Annotated in this window: 15 protein-coding genes; 4 read left to right on the top strand and 11 right to left on the bottom strand. The window is 65.4% G+C overall.

Annotated features, from left to right (window positions below):
• Nucleotides 1-34 precede the first annotated feature (34 nt).
• Together ACYOEI_RS35795 and ACYOEI_RS35790 are read right to left on the bottom strand one after the other, a co-directional pair.
• The gene (locus ACYOEI_RS35795; RefSeq protein ID WP_462855104.1) at nt 35-1,180 is read right to left on the bottom strand and encodes a DUF1559 domain-containing protein; all 1,146 of its coding nucleotides are present in this window, start codon (nt 1,178-1,180) and stop codon (nt 35-37) included.
• Between the two features lie 362 nt (nt 1,181-1,542).
• Entirely contained in the window at nt 1,543-4,164 is a 2,622-nt protein-coding gene (locus ACYOEI_RS35790; RefSeq protein WP_462855103.1) for a hypothetical protein, read from the bottom strand.
• A gap of 334 nt (nt 4,165-4,498) precedes the next feature.
• Between ACYOEI_RS35790 and ACYOEI_RS35785 the strand changes: the two genes are divergently transcribed.
• A complete protein-coding gene (locus ACYOEI_RS35785) occupies nt 4,499-5,005 on the top strand; it encodes an FHA domain-containing protein (protein ID WP_462855102.1) in 507 nt (168 codons plus the stop codon).
• Between the two features lie 154 nt (nt 5,006-5,159).
• Here ACYOEI_RS35785 and csrA read toward each other — a convergent pair whose 3' ends face one another.
• From csrA to ACYOEI_RS35770, 3 genes are all read right to left on the bottom strand, one after another.
• A complete protein-coding gene (gene csrA, locus ACYOEI_RS35780; RefSeq protein WP_462855101.1) occupies nt 5,160-5,429 on the bottom strand; it encodes a carbon storage regulator CsrA in 270 nt (89 codons plus the stop codon).
• 133 nt (nt 5,430-5,562) lie between these two features.
• The gene (fliW, locus tag ACYOEI_RS35775) at nt 5,563-6,039 is read right to left on the bottom strand and encodes a flagellar assembly protein FliW (RefSeq protein WP_462855100.1); all 477 of its coding nucleotides are present in this window, start codon (nt 6,037-6,039) and stop codon (nt 5,563-5,565) included.
• Nucleotides 6,040-6,573: 534 nt separating this feature from the next.
• Nucleotides 6,574-6,861, bottom strand: coding sequence for a hypothetical protein (locus tag ACYOEI_RS35770; RefSeq protein WP_462855099.1), 288 nt, complete (start codon nt 6,859-6,861; stop codon nt 6,574-6,576).
• Nucleotides 6,862-7,189: 328 nt separating this feature from the next.
• Between ACYOEI_RS35770 and ACYOEI_RS35765 the strand changes: the two genes are divergently transcribed.
• Entirely contained in the window at nt 7,190-7,897 is a 708-nt protein-coding gene (locus ACYOEI_RS35765) for a class I SAM-dependent methyltransferase (RefSeq protein ID WP_462855097.1), read from the top strand.
• Between the two features lie 46 nt (nt 7,898-7,943).
• Here ACYOEI_RS35765 and ACYOEI_RS35760 read toward each other — a convergent pair whose 3' ends face one another.
• Complete coding sequence (locus ACYOEI_RS35760; protein WP_462855096.1) at nt 7,944-8,726, bottom strand: hypothetical protein; 783 nt, start codon at nt 8,724-8,726, stop codon at nt 7,944-7,946.
• A 1,098-nt stretch (nt 8,727-9,824) separates the two neighbouring features.
• On the opposite strand from ACYOEI_RS35760, the gene ACYOEI_RS35755 reads away from it, so the two are divergent.
• Together ACYOEI_RS35755 and ACYOEI_RS35750 are read left to right on the top strand one after the other, a co-directional pair.
• Nucleotides 9,825-11,273: an efflux RND transporter periplasmic adaptor subunit gene (locus ACYOEI_RS35755; RefSeq protein WP_462855095.1), complete on the top strand. Its 1,449-nt coding sequence runs from the start codon at nt 9,825-9,827 to the stop codon at nt 11,271-11,273.
• Between the two features lie 220 nt (nt 11,274-11,493).
• Nucleotides 11,494-14,988: an efflux RND transporter permease subunit gene (locus ACYOEI_RS35750; RefSeq protein ID WP_462855094.1), complete on the top strand. Its 3,495-nt coding sequence runs from the start codon at nt 11,494-11,496 to the stop codon at nt 14,986-14,988.
• Between the two features lie 93 nt (nt 14,989-15,081).
• On the opposite strand, the gene ACYOEI_RS35745 is transcribed toward ACYOEI_RS35750, so the two are convergent.
• The 5 genes from ACYOEI_RS35745 to ACYOEI_RS35725 all read right to left on the bottom strand — a co-directional run bounded on the left by ACYOEI_RS35745 (nt 15,082) and on the right by ACYOEI_RS35725 (nt 19,271).
• Nucleotides 15,082-15,411: a carboxymuconolactone decarboxylase family protein gene (locus tag ACYOEI_RS35745; RefSeq protein ID WP_462855092.1), complete on the bottom strand. Its 330-nt coding sequence runs from the start codon at nt 15,409-15,411 to the stop codon at nt 15,082-15,084.
• A 15-nt stretch (nt 15,412-15,426) separates the two neighbouring features.
• Entirely contained in the window at nt 15,427-16,437 is a 1,011-nt protein-coding gene (locus tag ACYOEI_RS35740; RefSeq protein WP_462855091.1) for a carboxymuconolactone decarboxylase family protein, read from the bottom strand.
• 270 nt (nt 16,438-16,707) lie between these two features.
• The gene (locus tag ACYOEI_RS35735) at nt 16,708-17,841 is read right to left on the bottom strand and encodes a carboxymuconolactone decarboxylase family protein (RefSeq protein ID WP_462855090.1); all 1,134 of its coding nucleotides are present in this window, start codon (nt 17,839-17,841) and stop codon (nt 16,708-16,710) included.
• On the bottom strand, nt 17,842-18,069 hold the full coding sequence (locus ACYOEI_RS35730; RefSeq protein WP_462855089.1) for a hypothetical protein: 228 nt from the start codon (nt 18,067-18,069) through the stop codon (nt 17,842-17,844).
• 230 nt (nt 18,070-18,299) lie between these two features.
• Nucleotides 18,300-19,271, bottom strand: a complete 972-nt coding sequence (locus tag ACYOEI_RS35725; protein ID WP_462855088.1) for an enediyne biosynthesis protein UnbU — start codon at nt 19,269-19,271, stop codon at nt 18,300-18,302.
• Between the last annotated feature and the right edge of the window lie 7 nt (nt 19,272-19,278).

Below are 19,278 nucleotides of genomic sequence, written 5' to 3'. Positions count from 1 at the left end.
GCTTTGAAGAGATGTCGAGAGCCGGGACCGAGGGTCAGTACGACTCGGCGCCGATGACCTCGCCCCCGGCCTTGCTGCCGAGGCCGGCGTAGACGGGCCGGGAGATCGTGTCCCTTAGGAAGCGGACGGCCCCGTCGCAGAAGAGGAAGTTCACGCCTCCCGGATGCTCGCTCTTGAATCCGGCCGAGGCATAGCTGAAGCGGCAGCCGACATCGAGGCTGCCCATGACGGGCGTCTGGGCCGCCTGGTCGGTGCAGGGTGTCCGCTCCGTCACCAGGTTCATCGGGATCGCGGTCCCGGCGATCCCACCGTTGGTGATCCAAAGACTGTTGTTCGCGCACTGGGCCGCCAACGATTCCCCGACGAGGATCGTGCTACTCGTGCCATCGGCGATGTCCTGATGGCGCGTGATCTGACCCGTCCGGTAATCGAAGATTCCCCTCAGCTTACCCCCCCGATCACGCCCCAGGTTGATATCACACCCGTAGGTGGTGCCCCAGAAGCCTGGCCAGCCGATCCGGACCTGTCCAGGGGCTAATGTCCCCCCGCAGGGAGACTCCCAAGGGCTCGAGGGGCTGAGCGTGGTCATACTGTAATTGTCGCCGAAGCTCCCGGTATAGCTCGCGACCGGCGTCAACGCCGCACTCTCTCCCGTGGAGGGGTCGACGGGCGGGTCGCCGAAGGCATGCTGGCCATTCACGTAATCCGCCGTCTTCGAAGGGCGGAAACCATCCTCATGCCCCGAGTCGGAGGGGCATAGGAAGACGGCCAGGACGGTCGTCCATGTCGTGAAGCCGGCCGACTTGTCCGGGTTGTTGGCGTCGATCGGCAAACTGAAATTGATGCTGTTGTAAAGCGGATTCTGATCTAACTGCGGCAGGATGAGGGCCCGCCAACTCAGGCTGTTGGCGAAGCCCTTTCCATCGAAATTTCCCCATCCATTGAATTCGCTGGTCGAACCGACGAGTCGTTGCACGCCGCCTACGGGGAGCGAGCCATGCGTGCTTTCATAGCTGGCAAGGGCGATTCCAATCTGCCTTAAGTTATTCCCACAAAGGGCGCGGCGGTTGGACTCGCGAGCGGCCTGGACGGCTCCTATGAGGAGTGCAATGAGGAGGGCGATTATAAGGACGACGACCAATAGTTCGATCAGGGTGAATCCGCGCCGATTCGTGCTCATTATTCGACTCCCGGGAACAACTCGAGGCATTGCGGCTATACCCTTATCACTAGGTTGACGATGTGACTTGGAATCGGGCGAGATCCTATCAGTATCAGGCCCGCCCCGGCCCGAGTTTAACGAGTCCAGGCCCGCAGGGCCATGACATTGATTTCGAGAGAATGGATTTTGATTTGTTGTTGGAGACGTTGGCCTTCGAGCGGGTTTGACGTCCCTCGGGGTCCTCTCGAGACGCTCGAGGCGAAGTCGCCACTCTGCGTGCGCGGCTCGGTGATTCAACGAACGAGTCCGGCCAGGGAGCCCGTCGAGTGAGTTCCCTGGCCGGCCTTGGTGTTGGTTTTCGTGATCTTGTCGAGGCGGGGTTAGTGGTGACCACCGCCGTGGCCTCCGCCACCGTGGGAGGCCCCTCCCATGTGTCCCATGCCACCGGCATGGAAGCTGCCGCCGCCCATGTGGCCGCCGGAGAAGCCGCCGAAGCCGGCCCCGCCCATGTGGGGGGAAATTCCTCCCATATGGCCCGCCCCGCCGACGCCATTGAGCCCGCCGCCGAAGTTCGGCGAGTAGCCAGCTCCGCCGAACCCGTTGCCGAGGCCATTGTAGTGGTGGGCCGCGGCGGCGCCTCCGCCATACCCGCCCAGGGCGTGCTGCTGCGGGAAGCCGCCGGAGCCGAGCCCGCCCGAGTGGTGGGTGGGCAGTCCGCCCCCGAGCCCGCTGCCGTAGAGGTTGGCACCGGCGTTGCTCATCCCGCCGAGATGGCCCGCTCCCAAGCCGCCGGCGCGAGCTCCTCCCATGCCACCGAGGTGATTCGCACCCACACCCGCGCCTCCGAGATGTCCGACGCCTGCTCCCGCCCCGCCGAGGTGAGCCATGCCGGCCCCACCGTTGTGACCCGCGGGGCCGGCACCGAGTCCACCGCTATGATGGAGCCCGGGGATTCCCCCGAGTCCTTGGCTGCCGAGCGTCCCGAGGTGACCGTTGCCGTGGAGCCCGCCGCCGGCGCCGAGGCCACCACCAAGGTGGCCCGTCCCGGAATGAAGCCCGCCGTTCAGGCCTCCCGCATGGTTGAGACCCTGGATCCCTCCGACGTTCCCTGCGTGATGCGCGAAGCCCGCGGCGGCCCCATGTCCGCCGGCGGCGCCGTGACGCACCCCGTTATATCCCGCTCCCCAGCCGGACCCCGCGATGCTGGAGCCTCGGTGAGCCGTCGAGGCCGCGTGGAAAGGATTTCCGAACGGCCGCGACGACGGGGGAGCCGAGACGCCATGATGGGTGCCTCCGGAGACCAGTGACGCGTTTCGGAAGGGGTGAGCCCCGGCGGCATTATGGCTGGCGGTCGCCGCGGCGCGTGCGTGAACGGCGTTCGCGAAGGCGGTGTGGCCCTGGACTGCCCCGGCTCGATGATGGTTCGCCCACGCCTGCCCGCTGCCGGGGTGGAATGGGAAGTTGCGCGATCCGTGGCCCCAGCCGTGGTTCAAGCCGCGATGGGCCCAGCCGTTTCGGCCCGCACCCCAGCCGTTCCGGCCCCAGCCATTCCCCCAGCCTCCGCCGAAACCGCCGCCCCAGAAGGGATAGCCATAACCCCAGAACGGGAACCCGAAGGCCCCGTAGCCGAGCCCGAGGCCGAACGGGTAGTAGCCGAAACCGCCGTAGCCGAAGCCGCCGTACCCTAACCCATATCCGCCGTAGCCGAACCCGTAAGGTGAATAGTACGGGAGTCCGAACCCGTAACCGGCGTAGTAGGGGAAGCCGAAGCCATAACCCAGGCCGTAGCCGTATCCGAAGCCGAAGCTCCGGAAGAGCCCGCTATACAGGCCGAGCCCGACCCCGCCGCCATACCCGCCATAACCATACCCGCCGTAGCCGGACCCATACCCGCCGTAGGTGAAGGGCTGCTGGTATCCCAGGTTCGCCGTCTGATAGGGATAGCCGAGGGTCCCGTAGTAGGGGTAGTCGAGGTAGCCGTAATAGGGGCTCAGAGTTCCGTACTGGGCGTAGCCGTAGTATCGGCCGGTGGGGTCGTAGTAGCAGCCCGGGTAACCGTCGTAGATCGAGTTAGGCCGGCCGAAGGCACCGTAGAGGAGGCCGTAACTCTGGGGCGAAATCTGGGTGTACGGCTGATAGACCGTGCCGGTCCCTCGCGCCGAGGGGTCGACCTGGGCGGGGGCAAACAGGGTTCCGCGATCTTCCAGCGTGCGGTCCCAATAGCCTTCCTGGTAGGTCCAGCCCTCGGGCTGTCGGACCCACTGGGCGGGGACCCACGACCATCCGGGCTGGGTCTTGGACCAGAAGCCGGCCTTCCAGACGACGCCCTCCCCGTCGGGGGCGTAGGTGCCGGGGACATAGAAGAAGTCGTCGCCGGGGGAGGGGCCCGCCTCATCGGCCGGGTGGTCGGCGGGGGGACCGTCCTTGCGGAAGTCGATCCGGTCGGTCTTGCGGTCGCTCCAGAAGCCCGGCACTCGATACCAGCCCTGGTCGTCACGCTTCCAGTAGCCGTTGACCCAGAATCGGCCGGGTGGCGGGACTCGCCAGGAGCCCGTAACCCAGACGAAGTCCTTGCGCCCCTCGTCCCACTGCCAGTAACCCTCGATCCATTGGGCGTTCGGGCTCGGGGCATCCACGCCCGGCCGCTCGGTGATCGGCGGCGGGGGGACCTTCTCGACCCGGACGGGGTCGCGGTCCTTGGCGGGCGAGAGGAATCCTTCGTGCAGCGGCCCATCCATCAGCGGCTTCACCGGCCGTTTGTCTTCGATCGGGGCCGGTAACGGTCCCTCTGCTGCCGGGGTCTGCGCCGGGCCGGCGTCGGTGAGTGGTGTGGCAGGGTCGGCCGGCGGTCGGTCGTCGGCCGGCGAAGGGGCGACGACCGGCTGTTCGATCGGCGGGGACACATCCTGCTGAGCGGCCCCGGCCGTGCGAAGGACCCCAGGCCATGCCGGCGATATCGTGAGCAGGCTTAATCCCAGCCCGAGGAGAGCGGATCGGCACATGTTCGGGATCACTCCGCCAAGCGAAGGAAGTTCAGGGGGGCGCTTCCATTTTATACGAGCGACGTTCACTTTGGGTTGGTTTCGAAGAATATTTTCCTGTCAACGTCCCCCCACCCCGGCAGCCCCGTACGATTCCAGGGTCCGAGTGGGCCAAAGGGACGCATTGGTCGGATTTGGAGAACGGCTCGTGGATGTGAGCAAAGCACGATAAGTGCAGGGATTTCCGTGATTGTCGTCGGGGTCGGTCCGGGTTAAAATCACCGAGATTTCGCGACCGCGCCTTGGGACGGCGTTCGCCTCCTCCATCCCCCCTCGGATCGCCCAGGGATTGCCCATGAAAGCCGAATTAGTCCCCGAGAATGGCGATCCGCCCATCCCGATCACGCGCGACCTCACCGTAGTGGGTCGTCGCCCGTGTTGCGACGTCGTGATCGACCACCACGGCCTGTCGAAGCGACATTGCGTCCTGGTGAAGACCGAGGGGCTTCTGGTCGTCCGCGACCTGATCAGCACGAACGGGACGAAGGTCAAGGGCCAGAAGATCCGCTGGGCGGCGCTCCTGCCCGACGATCGCCTGACGCTCGGCAGCTACAAGGTCCGGGTTTACCTCGGGTCTGACGAGGCCCCCTCGCCGTCGGAGCGTGCCAACGGGAAGACCAACCCGGCGACGGCCTCGCCCGGACTCGCCGCCAAGCCGTCGTCGAAGTCAAACCCACCGTTCCTGATCGCGCCGCCGGCCTCGCCCAAGCCCGGCTGGGGCCAGGAAGAAGAGGGCGACGACTCCGGCTGGCGGAACCTGCTGGAGGATGATTCGGATGAGGAGTTGATCATCCTCGAGTGAATGGCCGTCCCTGCAGGGTTTGGTTTTCAAGCCGGAAACAAAACAAGCCGGACGCGCGTCCCCGAAGGGGCGAGCGTCCGGCGGGTGCGACTCGTGCTTAGCGTCGGGGCGACGGAGGATCGGGCGATCCTCCCGCATCCAATGGCGACCTCGATCAGATGTCGTCGGTCCGAGGGCGACGGATGTCGCGCCGGAGCGGCGGATTGTTGAGGGGCTCGAACTGGCGGGCGTCCTGGGGATCCAGTCGGCTCGCCTGCCGATTTTCGCGTTGGATGGCCTCGTACACCTCTTGGCGGTGCACGGAGATCTCGATGGGGGCCGCGATCCCCAATCGAACCTTGTCGCCCCTGATATCCACCACGGTGATGACGATGTCATCTCCGATGATGATACTTTCGTCGCGGTGTCGGGACAGGACCAGCATACTACAGGCTCCTTCCTCCTGCCAACGAGACCCGTGACCGTCCCTGATCACGTTGCCCGGGCTCTCGGTTACCACGACGGGGCTCATTACTAGGGATGTTGCGTCGTTGGTTGTGCTGGCGACTGCCGACCGTTCACGCCGTCGCTCGAAGCGCCGACGGGCCGGGAAGCAGGGTGGGTGCCGGGGCCTGTGCTGTGTCGAGCGGATACCGTACCGCGTAGCGACTGGACGTCAGCACCAGTTGCCGGCCGAGCCGACGAACCGGGTTGAAGACCAGGGGCCCCTGGAGGTTGACCGTGAGGCCTCCCCCCTCGCCGCGGTTGAGGATCACGTAGATGAGCGCCGAACGCTCCTCGTCCAACTCCAAGGCCGCACGGTCGCCCGGGCGGAGCTCGATCCGGTAGTCGCTGAGCGCCAGGGGGGGGGCGATCAGCCCGAAGGCCAGGTCAGGCGCGGTTACGCATTGCAACCACGACAGGCCCGCCGCGACCGGGTCGGGGAGATGGACGAACTGCGTGAACGAACGGAATCCGACCAAACCTTCCGGGATTCGGATCAGATCCGACTCCGAAGCCTGGATCAGGCCGAAGCGGGTGGTGACGATGTTCACTTCCTGTTTACCTCCTTGGACGTCGGGCTGAGGATCGCCACAGCCCGGCGCGACATCCAGCGTCCCCGACCGAACCGGGCCGACCCGCTTCCGGGTCAAATCAGCGGCCCATCGAGCAAAGCCGTCTCGCCCCGGTCAGAATCGCCGAACTCGGCCACGACGCATCCCGCGGACACTCCTCGCCCCGTCCCTACGGCTCCCACCGAGGGCCACGAGGCAGGTTTGACCGCCGTACTTATCGTCGCGGATCCGAGCTGGGGCTGAGCCCCGCTCGCCCGAAATCCTGGCATCGTGGTCTGTTGCGATGCCTGTACCGGTCGCTCCGCTTGTAACGAACAGAGCGATTCTCTGGGGTGCCCGCACATCCCATCCCGACGCCGTCCGGAAGTGACGGAAGTGACGGCCAGGGATGGCCCACGGACGACGTCCAGGGAACAAGCCCGGCTTCTCAGGAGACGGGCCCGGGCGGGGTGGGGAGGGCCGCTCGAGGAGGAAGTGGCCGGATGGGGAGACCGGAATCGCCCCTGAGCATCCTCAGGATCGATAGTTTTCCTCCAGGCCCCAAAGTCGCTGAAGTTGACGGTCGCGCTTCCCCTGCTCGTAGCGATAGATGGCGATTTCCTCGACCGTCTCGCCCGTGGCGGGCATGTACGACTCCTGGCGCTGCTCGGCTTCGCGGAAGACGGGGCCGAGATGATCGGAGCAGGAGAAGGCGTAGGTCTTCAGCTCGGAGAAGCTGCCGCCGCTCCAGAGCGCGGCGATCTTGTAGGCGGCGGGTTCCTGGCACCCGGAGTAAGCGCACCGGACGACCGTGTTGGGCATCGTCGGACCCTCGCGGAAGGGACTGGGGCTGAGTCGGAAACGTCGAACGTCGACGCCAGACGTTCGGGAGAGGATCGATCGCCGGACGCGGCCAGCCCTCGCGTGAGAGGACCGGTCCCTTGCAGCGTATTCCGACGCACCGAGGAAGGAAAGGGTCGGGGTGCGAAACGCCGAAAGCTTCTTGGGATGATTCGTCCGACGGGTCTCGGATACGCCTCGTGATCGAGGCGTTCCGAGGTCTTCTGCCCTTGATCTCGAGGGGCTCTGGACGTAGTCCTATGTCATCCCCGAGCATCGACCGGCCGTACTCGTCCCGAGAGAATGTCCGATGAATGGCAATGGCGAGGTCAAGGTGTGCGTCTGCTGCGGCGGTCGGTCGTTCAACTTCCTGAGGGTGCTCTGGCCCAGCCTCATCGAGGAGTGGGAGCTCTCGGACGAGGAGCGGGACTACATCGACCGGCAGCAGGGGTTCCACTGCACGTCTTGCGGCTCCAACCTCCGGTCGATGGTCCTGGCGCTCGCGATGATGCGATGCTACGGCTATCGCGGGGTCTTCCGCGACTTCACCAGGACGTTGCGGGGGAGGACGCTCCGGGTCCTCGAGGTCAACGAGGCCGGCAGCCTTGCGCAGTTCTGGCCGTCGCGATTCCACAGACGCGAGCTGCGCGTGTTTCCCCAGTTCGACATGATGAAGATGGCGGCGGATGACGAGAGCTATGACCTCGTCATCCACTCCGACACCCTGGAGCATGTCCCCGACCCGATCCTGGGCCTCTCCGAATGTCGGCGTGTCTTGCGCCGAGGGGGCTTCTGCTGCTTCACGGTGCCGATTGTCGTCGGCCGACTGTCGCGTTCGAGGGCCGGGCTCCCGCCCAGCTACCACGGGCAGGAGGAGGACAGCCGCGAGGACTTCACCGTCCACACCGAATTCGGCGCGGACGCATGGAAGCACTGCCTGCTCGCCGGCTTCGACGACTGCCGGATCCTCTCCCTCGACCACCCCGCCGCCCATGCCGTGATCGGGGCCAAGGACTGATCGTCGGCCCCCGATGGTTGGCGTCTCGCGCCGGCCCGAGTCTGGCTCAGGCCGTCGCGTGGGCCGCCTGGGCTTCGATCGCTCGCGAAGGCTCCTGCCTGCGCTGATGCCAGGGTAGGTCGTCGAGGAGCTCGGAGAGATCCTGGGGGTGGTCGGTGAGTAGCTCTTCGATGAGGAGCTTGTTGCGGGGGGAGAGGAGCGCCTCGGATCGGCCGATGACCCCCTTGTTGAAGCGCGTCGTCGGCAGGGACCGGGAGAGGATGTCCGCCAGCCTCGGTGGGTCGACGGGGAACCCGAGGCCGGAGATCATTTCGGAGAAGTAGAGGTAGGGGGTCTCGACCATGTCCTCGTACCGGCCGCTGACGATCGGCAGGCGCTTCTCGTCGCGCCAGGAGAGGTAGAAGGAGATGTACCAGGGGAGGCCGTGCCGGATCAGGTAGCGGTACCGGTCGTCGGCGGGCATTGCCGCGTAGTCTTCGCGGTTGTCGACGTAGCAGATCGGGATGAGGACCCCCTCGTTCAGGCAATGGTCGTCGAGGGAGATGACGACGTCGGCCAGGTTCCGCCGGAGCAGGGCGATCCTGAGCCCGTACCTCATGAAGAGGTCGACGTGGATGTCGAACGGCTTGATGTGCATCTGGAGCACGTACGCGCCGCTCAGGGTGTTCTCGAAGTGCCAGGGGTGGAGGTTCTGCTCGCGACGGCCCCAGTAACCGATGGGGTCGGGTTGATTGACCCCGAGATACGTGGCGAGGACCCTCGCAACGTAGGTGGATCCGCTCTTCGCCATGCACGCGACGAGTACGCGGGGGTGTTCGTTTTCCGCCATGAGGGCGACCTCGGATTGACGCCGGCATCGGGCGAGGACCGGAGAACGGCTCCCTTCCTACGCCCCAGGCCTTCTTGTGATGGATCACAGGTCGCGACGAGGAGAGCGACGCCGCGCCGGACTTTCGGAATCGCCCCGAGGCCCGACCGCTCGCATGCCCGGTCTCGGGCATCGGCGACGGGGCCGGTCGAGGGGAAAAAGATCCGGCGGGGTCGTCGGAACGACCGATGGTCCGAGGGGGGGAGTCAGGCTTCCGCCGCGATTCGCGGGGCTCGTCCCTGGCAGCCCTCGATTGACTCGGGGGAGTCATCCGGGCCGGCCGGGAAGGGGAGAGATCCCGGGTCCTCGATCTGGGGAAGTCCCTGTCCGGATCGCGTGACCGGCCCGCCTTCCCGCGGGCCTCTCCCATCATAAGCAGGGTCCACGAATCCGTTAGTTAAGTCTTGTAAAGGGGATGTCACTCGCGTCAAGCCGATGTCGTCGAGGGTGGCCACAATCTCGGTCATTTTCGATCATACTCACGTGTGGGAGGCATGGCAATCGATTCGGTATCGCCACGGATCGCGTTTAAAAAGGCGATTATCCGGCGACTGGCGGCGCGGTGGCCTCACTCGCGAATCGCGGGGGGATCGATCGATGGGATTCACGCGATAGGGGGCGTTGACCCGAAGAACTCAATCGGGTTGTGCGCGACGAATCGGGCCCTCACGGGGACGGCGACGCCGATCAGATGGGGCAGGGCGGATTCGTAATTTTAAACAATTCGTTCTTGTGTCGGGGGTCGCGGGCGGTGGTCGGGATGGGATAAGTCGGGGGAAAGAGGGCTGGCCTCGGGCGGGTGGGGCGGATATTCTGGCCTATCCCCCCACCTTTGCCTCCACGCATGCCGACAGTCGACTGAACAAAAGAGAAGCGGAACTTCGCGCCGCGATCGGATCCTCGAAAAGGGTGCTTTCCGGTTTATCGTTTTCGAGTTAAGATCCATTAGTCGCGCGAGGCTGGCCAGACGTCCTGATTTCAGTGATCTAGGTCCGATGATGGATCGCCCTCGGCCGCGACCGGGGGGGACCAGCGTACAGGCTCCGCCCTGAGGGATCGATGATGAATCGTCGGCGATTCTGCTTCTTCCTGATCGTCGTCGCGGTTGCCACGCTGACGGTCGGGGTCATGTTCGTCGGGCCCTCCCGGGTCCCCAGCCTGTTGCGCTCGACGATCGCCTCGGTGTCGAAGCCGAAGACGCCCCAGCGTTTGTTGCGCCGGCTGCCCGAGCCGAGTCGGGCCGAGTTGGTCGCGGGCGAGCCGAACAGCCTCCGACTCCCGCCGGACGTCGTGAAGGCGCTCGGGATCTCGACGGCCGTCGTCCGCGCGCCGGAGCGGGCCCGAAGCCTGATCCTCTCCGGCTCGCTGGCCCTGGACACGAACCGCCTGGCCCACGTCCACACCCGATTCGCGGGCGAGGTGGTGGAGCTGGGGACGATCGCCGACCTCTCCCAGGGGACCGACGGCGGAAAGCCCCGGATGCGGCCCTTGCGGTTCGGCGACACCATCGGGAAAGGCCAACTCCTCGCGGTGCTCTGGAGCAGCGATCTGGGCGAGAAGAAGAGCGAGTATGTCGACGCCCTCTCCCGCGTCCGGATGGAAAAAGAGACGCTGGCGAGGCAGGAGGCCCTGTTCAAGGACGAGGCCACGCCCGAGCGGAACCTCCGCGAGGCGCGCCGGGCGGTGGAGTCGACGGAAATCGCGGTGGCCCGCGTCGAGCGGACGCTCCGCTCCTGGCGGCTCTCGGAGGCGGAGATCGCCGCGATCCGGACCGAGGCCGAGGCGATGCACGCGAGGGACTCGAAGGACGCCCGGCTCGACCCCAAGCAGGAGAAGGCCTGGGCCCGCGTCGAGCTCCGCGCCCCGTTGGCCGGGACGATCCTCGAGGTGAACCTCACCGTCGGCGACATCGTCGCGACCGACGCCGACCTCTTCAAGATCGCCGACATGGAACTGCTCCGGGTCTGGGCCTATCTCTACGAAGAGGACCTGCCCACCCTCCTGGCGCTCCCGAGGCCGATCCACTGGACGATCCGCCTCAAGTCCGACCCGCTCGCTCCCCCGATCCTGGGGACCGCCGAAAAGATCGGCGACCTCATCGACCCGAACCAGCACACGGCCCTGGTCGTCGGCCAGGTTGAGAACAAGGACGGTCGGATGCGTGCCGGCCAGTTCATCACGGCCCAGGTCGAGCTCCCACCGACACTAGGCGAGATGGAGACCCCGATCGCCGCGCTCGTCGAGGACGGGCAGGAGAGCGTCGTCTTCATCCAGCCCGACCCCGCCGAGCCCGTCTACTCGATGCGGAAGATCGACGTTACCCACCGATCGGGCAGGACCGCGTGCGTCTGCGGCAGCGGCGGCCGCTCGCTCCGGTTCGACGCCTCGGTGGCCGCCTCACGCGACGATGGTTTCCTCAAGCCGGGGGATCGGGTCGTCGTCTCGGGCGCCGTCGAGCTCAGGGCCGCCCTCCTGGGGCTCCAGGACGACGCGAAGTCGACCGAATGAGGGGAAGGCGAAGACCTTTGGATTCTTAGCCACGAATTGAACACGGAAAAGAGATTTATCCGCAGATGACGCAGATGAACGCAGATTTAAAGAATCGTATTCAAAAATCTGCGTTCATCTGCGTCATCTGCGGATAAGTTCTCTTCGCCCTTGATCTCGGGTGGACGAAGCGAGGGATCGCGGGGCCACACTCCGATGGTCCCTGAAGGATGAACAGGACATGGTTCGACGACTGATCTCCTGGGCCGTCACCAACCCGCTCGTCGCGCTGCTGGTGGCCGTGGCGTTTGCGGGGTTCGGGTCGTATGCGTTCATCCACATCAATGTCGAGGCGTATCCCGACCCTGCGCCGGCGATCCTCGAGGTCGTCGCGCAGTACCCGGGGGCCTCGGCCGAGGAGGTCGAGCGGCTCGTCACGATCCCGCTCGAGGTCTCGCTCTCCGGCATGTCAGGCCTCCAGTCGATGCGGAGCAAGTCGCTCTTCGGGCTGTCGTTCCTTAACTGCCAGTTCGCCTACGGGACGGATTATCTCGCGGCGCGTCAGGAAGTCCTGAACCGGATGCAGATGGCCTCGCTCCCCGTCGGAGTGGCCCCGTCGATTTCGCCCCGATCGCCGATCGGCGAGATCTTCCGCTACACCCTCAGCAATCCGAAAGATGCGCTGGGGAGACCCGTCTATTCGCTCCATGACCTGAAGTCGCTCCAGAACTGGACGCTCGTCCGTGAGCTCCGGCGGATCCCCGGCGTCGTCGACGTGGTGAGCTTCGGCGGCGACGTGAAACGATACGAGGTCCACCCCGACCCCGAGCGGATGAAGCGGTATGGGATCACGCTCCGGCAGTTGCAAGAAGCGATCGCGTCGAGCAACGCGAACGTCGGTGGCGACTACCTCGTGCAAGGCGACACCGTCCAGGTGGTTCGAGGGCTGGGTCTGATCGGGCAGGGGCAGGATCCTTCGCAAGCGGCGCTGTCGATGACCGACCCCGCGAAGGCCCGAGACCAACTCCGCTCCGAGGAGCGACGGCGGATCCACGAGGTCCGCCAGATCGTCCTCGCCTCGACCAACAACGTTCCGGTCCGGGTCGAGGACGTCATCGACGGCGGTCCCGTCCCCTCCTGGGAGGATGTCGGCGTCCATGGGGTGGTCGTGGGCCGCGAGACGAGGCTCGGGCGAGTTATCCTGAGCCGTCCGGGCCCGGAGGACCGGGGCGAGGCCGTCACCGACCCGGAGGGCGGACGATCTTGGGTCGACGAAGACGACGCCGTGCAGGGGCTCGTGATGCTCCGGAAGGGAGCGGACACGCTCCCGACGCTCACGGCTGTCGCCGAGCGGATCCGCGAGCTGAACGAGACCCCGGGCCGACTGCTCCCCGGCGTAAAGGTCGTTCCGTACTACGACCGGAACGAGCTGATCAACGTCACGACCGAGACCGTCCGCGAGAACCTGTTCCTCGGAATGACGCTCGTGAGCGTCGTGCTCCTGATGTTCCTCGGGCACGTCCGGAGCGCGATCATCATCGCGATCAACCTCCCGCTCGCGTTGCTGTTCGCGTTCTCGGTGCTGTACCTCCGAGGTAAGTCGGCGAACTTGCTGTCGATCGGGGCGGTCGACTTCGGGATCATCGTCGACTCGACGGTCATCATCGTCGAGAACACGTATCGTCACTTGAGCTCGGGGGTAAACGCGGGGAAGCCGCTCGGCGAGCGGATCATCAAGGCGTCCTGGGAGGTCGAGCGCGGGCTCTTCTTCTCGACGGTCATCATGGTCTGCGCGATGCTCCCCCTGTTCACGATGACGGGCCCCGAGGGGCAGATCTTCGGCCCGATGGCCGATACATATGCGTTCGCGTTGGCGGGGGCCCTGTTCCTGGCCCTGACCGTCTCGCCGGTCCTCTGCCTGATATTTTTCCGGAAGTTGAAGGCGGGGCGGGAGAACCTCCTCGTCCGGACCATCCGGGCCTTCTACGTCTGGCAACTCGAGCGGATCCTCGACTTCCGCGCGGTCTTCTTGCTGGCGTTCGGCGTGTTGACCGCGTTCACGATCGTCGTGGTGCTGCCGCAACTCGGCCGCGAGTTCATGCCGGAGCTGGATGAGGGGCACATCTGGGTCCGCGGGATCTTCCCCGTGAACGTCTCGCTCGACGAGGTGACGCACAAGTCGGAGATCGCGCGTCGGATCATGAGGAAGTTCCCCGAGGTCCAGCTCGTGGCCGCCCAACTCGGCCGACCCGACGGCGGGACCGACCCGACGAGCTTCTATAGCGCCGAGTTCTTCGTCCCGCTCCGAGGGCAGGAGCACTGGCCCGAGGTCGAGACCCCGGAAGGGAAGAGGCGTCGGACGAAGCCCGAGGTCATCGAGGCGATGAACGAGGAGCTTTCGAGGACGATCGTCGGGGTGAACTGGAACTTCTCGCAGCAGATCCGCGACAACGTCCTCGAGGTCCTCTCGGGCGTCCAGGGGGAGAACTCGGTCAAGATCATCGGGCCCGACCTTGACATGCTCGAGCGTGTGGCGAGGCGTGTGGAGAGTGCCCTGGACGGAGTCCGGGGGATCCGGGACGTCGGGATGTACCGGATCATGGGGCAGTCGAACCTCGAGTTTGCGATCGACCGCGCGAAGTGTGCCTCGTGGAACATCCGGGTCTCCGACGTCGAGGAGGTGATCCAGACGGCGGTCGGCGGCAAGCCGTTCACCCGGATGATCGAAGGGGAGAAGGCCTTCGACATCACGCTGCGATGGCCCGAGGCGCTCCGCTCGAGCGAGGAGGCGATCCTCGATATCCCGGTAGACGTCACGAGCCACAAGGTCACCGAAGGACCGGTGGCGATCCTGCCGGGCACGCCGTTCACCGGCTCCAGCGTCGGGATCTCGTCGATGGGCTCGAGCGTCCCGCTCCCCGCGACGACGGGGAGCCGGATGAGTGGCGCGTTGATCGACCTGGGCATGACCCCCCGACGTCGGCTCCGCGAGCTGGTTTCTCCCCTGGGCGAAGAGCAGGGGGGGGCGGGCTTCGTCCGGCCCGGGGCGACGACCATCTTCCGAGAGCAAGGCAGCCGCGTCATCGCGGTCAAGTTCAGCGTCCGGGGCCGCGACCTCGCGAGCGCGGTGGCCGAGGCCCAGGCGAAGGTCGCCCCGCTCATCAAGCCGCCGTACCGCACGGAATGGAGCGGCGAGTTCCGCCAGATGGAGCAGGCTGAGCGACGCATGGTCTCGATTATCGCGCTCGCCCTGATGCTGATCCTCCTCCTCCTCTACCTTGCGTTCGGCTCGATGCTTGACGCCCTCGTCATCTTCGCGAACGTCGCCGCGGTTTCACTGGGGGGCATCTGGGCGCTCTGGCTCTCGGGTACCCACTTCAACATCTCCGCCGCGGTCGGCTTCATCTCGGTGCTCGGCGTGGCGGTCATGAACGGATTGCTCCTCGTCTCGTCCTTCAACGCCATGCGGGCGCAGGGCGTCCCGCTCCGCGCCGCGCTCGTCCAGGGGCTCGCCCGACGGGTCCGGCCGCTGATGATCACCGCCCTGACCGCGATCCTCGGCCTCCTGCCCGCCGCCGTCTCGACCAAGATGGGGGCCCAGGCTCAACAACCGCTCGCCATCGTCGTCGTCGGCGGGATGGTCATGACCCTGATCCTCATGAACCTCTTGCCGCTCCTCTATAGCTTCTACGGCCACCGAGAGCCCTCCGCCCACGCGGCGAGCCTCGACCACTGAGTGGGCGGGGCGTCACGTCGAAACCGTGCGGAGTTGTCCGAGGCCGGACTCGCCTTGGCGAGGATCGCGCAAGGCGAGTCCCATAGGCGGCGGCTACTTCTTACCCTCGGCGGATTTGGCTGAGGGAGGCGGGACGAAGACGTTTTCCCGCTCCAGGGGGAGCTGGAAGCCGTCGGCGACTCGGGTCATGTAGTGGCACCGGCTCGCCCACCAGATGACGTCCAGCGCACGCTCTCGGCCGAAGTGGGCGACGAGTCGGTTGCGTTGATCGTCGTCGATCGCCCAGGGCGCCTTCGAGAATGTCTTCGCGAAGAAGAAGGCGGCACGGTCATTTGCAGGTAAATTTGTCCAATCCTTCGATGCGAGGAGACGAGTCCGTTCTTCGAGAGCTTTCTGGTCCAGGCCCGCGACCGCGAGCAGCATTTCGCAGTGGCCCATTCAGTAGAAGCAGTGGATCGTTCGGGTCACGATCCAGAACAGGCTCTCCTCGAAGACCCGGTCCTGCTTCGCCTCCTCGCCGAACGCCCGCGTGCAGGCGCTCCAGGCCGCCGCAAACTCGGGCTGGTAGCCCATACAGACCAGCGACCACTTGATTCGGATGGGGTTCTTGGGCTTGGGATATCCCTTCGGAATCCTGGCCAAGACCACATCGTACGACGGGACCGGCACTCGCCCCGGCGCGGATTTCTGGTTGCCAAGTCCTTTTTGCAGGGCGTCGAAGTCGAACTCCAGCCATTCGGGGTCGTCGACCGTCGTCGACTCGGCCGGACCCTGGCGGTCTGCCGGGTTGGCGCGTTCCGGCACCGGTGGCTTGGGCGCTTCGGGATCGAACTTCACCTCGACCGGCGGGAGTGGCCCACCCTCCTCGGGAGCGATGCCCAGTCCGAGGATCAACCGGTCCTGGAAGTTCGCCGCCGCGAGCAGGAGAACCATCGCGACGAGCGTCTCGTCACCGTGGGCGGCCTTCAACTCGGCGACCTGAGCGTCCGTGACGAGCGAGGCGTCGATGCACATCTGCCTGGCGAATTCCAGGGCGTTGCGCTCGTCGTCTCGCCAGCGACTCGGGATGGCCTTCAGGTCCTCGATCTCTGCCTCGGCGACCCCCGAACGGCGCAGGTCGGCCTCGGCGGTTGCCCTGGTGTATTCGCAACGATTGGCGTCGGCGGCGACCCAACGCATCTTGCCGCGGAGAGACGCACCGAGCGGACTCCTGGTGCGATGCAGGCGGTCGAGGTCGAGCATCGCGGCCGTGGTCCGCGGCAGGTCACGCGCCGTGGCCCTCGCCCAGGCCGGGAGCTTCGCTCCATGCCCGGTCAACGCCTGGGGCAAATACTTCCAGGCCTCGTCGTTCGAAGCCAGGGGCCAACCGCCCGGGCTCCCATCGGCCGCCGTCGCCGTACCGGCGAGCATCGCGACGATGAACAAGGTAGACCAACTCGATCGGATCATGGACACACTCCTTCCTGCGGGAGAACGGCAAGGGGCGGGACTCTCACGGGGTGAATCCCTTGTGAAATCAAAGTGTTTCGGTTTATCGATTCGAGACGCCGGGGCGGAACGGGACGGGGTCGCGACCGTTCCTCCTTGAAGCAGCCGTGCGACGACGATCGATCGTGCAAGGACGTTCGGGGATCTCGCCCTGGGTGCAATCCAGGTGGTCGACATTGCTATCCACAAACCTCGGCGAGTTTGCTTCTGAAAAATCGTGATTGCTTGTTGCTATGTTAGGGTCGTTTCGCTCGTGTGCGCCATGCTGGGTAGGCCGCTGTCGTGCGTGCCCTCCAGGAGTGGGAGGTCGGTGACACTTGCCGGCGCGGCTGTCCCGCTCATCGGTTCGATGCTGCTCAACGCGGAGAAGATCGCGGAGATGAGTGCGAGGTCGAGGCGTTCGGCGTCCGACAGCCCGAGCTCGGAGAGCTTGTGGATCTGTTCGTCGGTAATCGTGTACGCCGTGTTGGCTACCTGCCACGCATAGCGACGACACGCCGATACCAGACCCGAATCATAGCCGCGGCCGCCGGACGGGGCCGCCCAGGCCCGGAGCGAAGTCGAATCGGGCAACGATCCGTGGCTTAGCCACTGCTCGATCGCGACGCTAAGGCCGGATCCGGGCATGGCCCGCGACGCCACGGTAATCCCGGCCGCTTCCTTCATGAGGTCGATGTGGACCCCGTAGCCCGTGAGGCTGGACTCGAGCATCTCGAGTACCCCTTCGAGTACCACGGGCGATTGAGCCAACCAGTGGAATACCTCGGGAACCCCCGACGCCCCCAGGCGCTCGAACAGCATGCCGAGCCGATCCAGCATCTCGGCCGACGAGCGTCGGGCATCATGCTTGAACGACAGGTCGTACGCCAGCCTCGTTACCGAAGCCAGCCGGCGTTCGACCCACCCTCGGATCGGCTTGAATTCGCGAAGGAAGCTGTACTCGAGCCGCACGCGACGCGCATCGGCGATGCGGTTGATGGTGTTGAACGCGAAGATGACGCCGGCCGTCTCGAGCAGGAGGTCCTCGTCACCGACCCGCGCCGCGACCGAGGCGATCCAGTCGGCATCGGCCTCACCCGGCCTCGAGGCGAGCGTCAGATGCACCGCGAGCGCCACGAGCAGTCCTTCGGTACCCCGAAACCCCGCACGTTCGAGTCGTTCGACGATCCGTTCGGGATGCGGCTTCGGGCGCCTTGGGGCGAACCCGGCATGAACACTTGCGTTATGGTGATTGAGCGGAGGGACAGTTCCCGAGGTTGGTTCGTCGTCCGACGCCCGGATCACTTCTGAAACGGCCTCAACCAGTTCGTGCGATGCACCGAAGTCGGATCCTGCAGCCTGCAGGAAGAGCATATGTTCGGTCATTCAGTAGAAGCACTGATTCGCCGCCGAAATGGCGACGGCGATCGCCTCTCGCAAGCGTCGTCTCTTGGCTTCGCCACCCCACATGAGGGAGAGCCACGTCTTCCTGAACGAAGCGTAGTAGGGGGGCCGACAACGGAACGTCAGTGCGATGTTCGGATGCGTATAAATGTAACGCCCGGCGAGCCGCCTGGTCGCCCGAACCATTGCACTCGTGATCACGTTGGACATCGTCGAAAAAGCCTCCACCTTCGTTCAGATCCGGGAGATGGTCATCGTCGAGCCTGTTGGGAGCACAACCTTCGTGCTCCTCAAGAGTCATTGTGGACTCCCCCTCTACTAACGACCGCGATCGCGCGTTCGAGAAGGGAGCTTCACGGGGGACGTGCTTGTTGTTATAGAACTGCTTTGAGGCGTTGAGTCTTCGATCGGACGCGATGGGACGACTTACCCCCAGACACTCATTTCGCGACACCTGCCATTTCCGGCGAAAGCGAGAGGGGTGCTTGTGAATGGGCCCGAAGCGACCGCCACTCCGCCCAGGCGTACAAACCGGCGCCCCGCATCGCGCACACGATCGCCAGCGCGATGAACAGCCCATACACCATGTGGTTGACCAGGAGTATGCCGTAGACGGCCGCGATCGTTATACCGAAGAGCGCCTGGCGAAGTGGTTGGACTGGCGTCGTGGCCGGGTCGGGGATCATGTACAGGGTGAAGACCATGAACGCCGCACTGGTCATCGGCGTCAGGGGCACGATCCAGGACGTCCCGAAGTACCAGCTCCGCACCTGCCCCTGAATGATGAACGCCACCAGCCAGGTCAGTACGAGCACCAGTCGTCCCGTGAACAGGCCATGCACGATGAGCCCCGACGTCAGGACGAAGCCGGGCAATGCCCAGTGCCACATCCCGGTCAGGTTCTCCGTGAAGTGGTAGGGAGGGGCGACGCCGGTGGCCGGGAACAGGATCAAGGTGGACACGATCCCAAGGTTGGACGGGTTGAAGATGTGCTGGGTCTTGCCGTCGCCCACCGGTGCCCGGAACATCACCTTCGAGCAGATGGCGACGCCGATCCCGAAGATCAACGGCATCAGCCGCTCGTTGGGATACAACAGCATCGACACCGCAAGTCCCGGAATAATGGCCGGGGGCAGGAAGTTGAGGAAGTTCGCCGAGGAGCCGGTGTAACGCGGCGTGCGGTCGTTGGCCCGGGCGTCGATCCACTCCAGGAGGAGTTGGAGGCCGATCGCCGTCGCGAGCCCGACGAGGGACTGGAGATGCGACTGCTCGAAGCCGAGGGAGAGATGGCCGAGGAGGTTCCAAACGATCAACAAGGTGGTGAAATACCACAAGGCGAAATAGCGGCGCAGGGCGCTCCGCCTGGGATAGAACTGAAGTGTGGTGATCGAGTCTGTTTTTGTCGTCGTCATTGCTGTT

It is taken from the genome of Singulisphaera rosea (assembly GCF_054877945.1).
The sequence above is the reverse complement of the archived record's forward strand: the minus strand, read 5'-3'. Positions and strand labels throughout refer to the sequence as shown.

Coding starts and splice junctions, on each gene's coding strand:
- ACYOEI_RS35755 (WP_462855095.1), top strand. CDS start 9,825: ATGATGAATCGTCGGCGATTCTGCTTCTTCCTGATCGTCGTCGCGGTT.
- ACYOEI_RS35795 (WP_462855104.1), bottom strand. CDS start 1,180: ATGAGCACGAATCGGCGCGGATTCACCCTGATCGAACTATTGGTCGTC.
- ACYOEI_RS35785 (WP_462855102.1), top strand. CDS start 4,499: ATGAAAGCCGAATTAGTCCCCGAGAATGGCGATCCGCCCATCCCGATC.
- ACYOEI_RS35760 (WP_462855096.1), bottom strand. CDS start 8,726: ATGGCGGAAAACGAACACCCCCGCGTACTCGTCGCGTGCATGGCGAAG.
- csrA (WP_462855101.1), bottom strand. CDS start 5,429: ATGCTGGTCCTGTCCCGACACCGCGACGAAAGTATCATCATCGGAGAT.
- ACYOEI_RS35745 (WP_462855092.1), bottom strand. CDS start 15,411: ATGCTGCTCGCGGTCGCGGGCCTGGACCAGAAAGCTCTCGAAGAACGG.
- ACYOEI_RS35735 (WP_462855090.1), bottom strand. CDS start 17,841: ATGACCGAACATATGCTCTTCCTGCAGGCTGCAGGATCCGACTTCGGT.
- ACYOEI_RS35765 (WP_462855097.1), top strand. CDS start 7,190: ATGAATGGCAATGGCGAGGTCAAGGTGTGCGTCTGCTGCGGCGGTCGG.
- ACYOEI_RS35790 (WP_462855103.1), bottom strand. CDS start 4,164: ATGTGCCGATCCGCTCTCCTCGGGCTGGGATTAAGCCTGCTCACGATA.
- ACYOEI_RS35740 (WP_462855091.1), bottom strand. CDS start 16,437: ATGATCCGATCGAGTTGGTCTACCTTGTTCATCGTCGCGATGCTCGCC.
- ACYOEI_RS35730 (WP_462855089.1), bottom strand. CDS start 18,069: ATGTCCAACGTGATCACGAGTGCAATGGTTCGGGCGACCAGGCGGCTC.
- ACYOEI_RS35725 (WP_462855088.1), bottom strand. CDS start 19,271: ATGACGACGACAAAAACAGACTCGATCACCACACTTCAGTTCTATCCC.
- ACYOEI_RS35770 (WP_462855099.1), bottom strand. CDS start 6,861: ATGCCCAACACGGTCGTCCGGTGCGCTTACTCCGGGTGCCAGGAACCC.
- ACYOEI_RS35750 (WP_462855094.1), top strand. CDS start 11,494: ATGGTTCGACGACTGATCTCCTGGGCCGTCACCAACCCGCTCGTCGCG.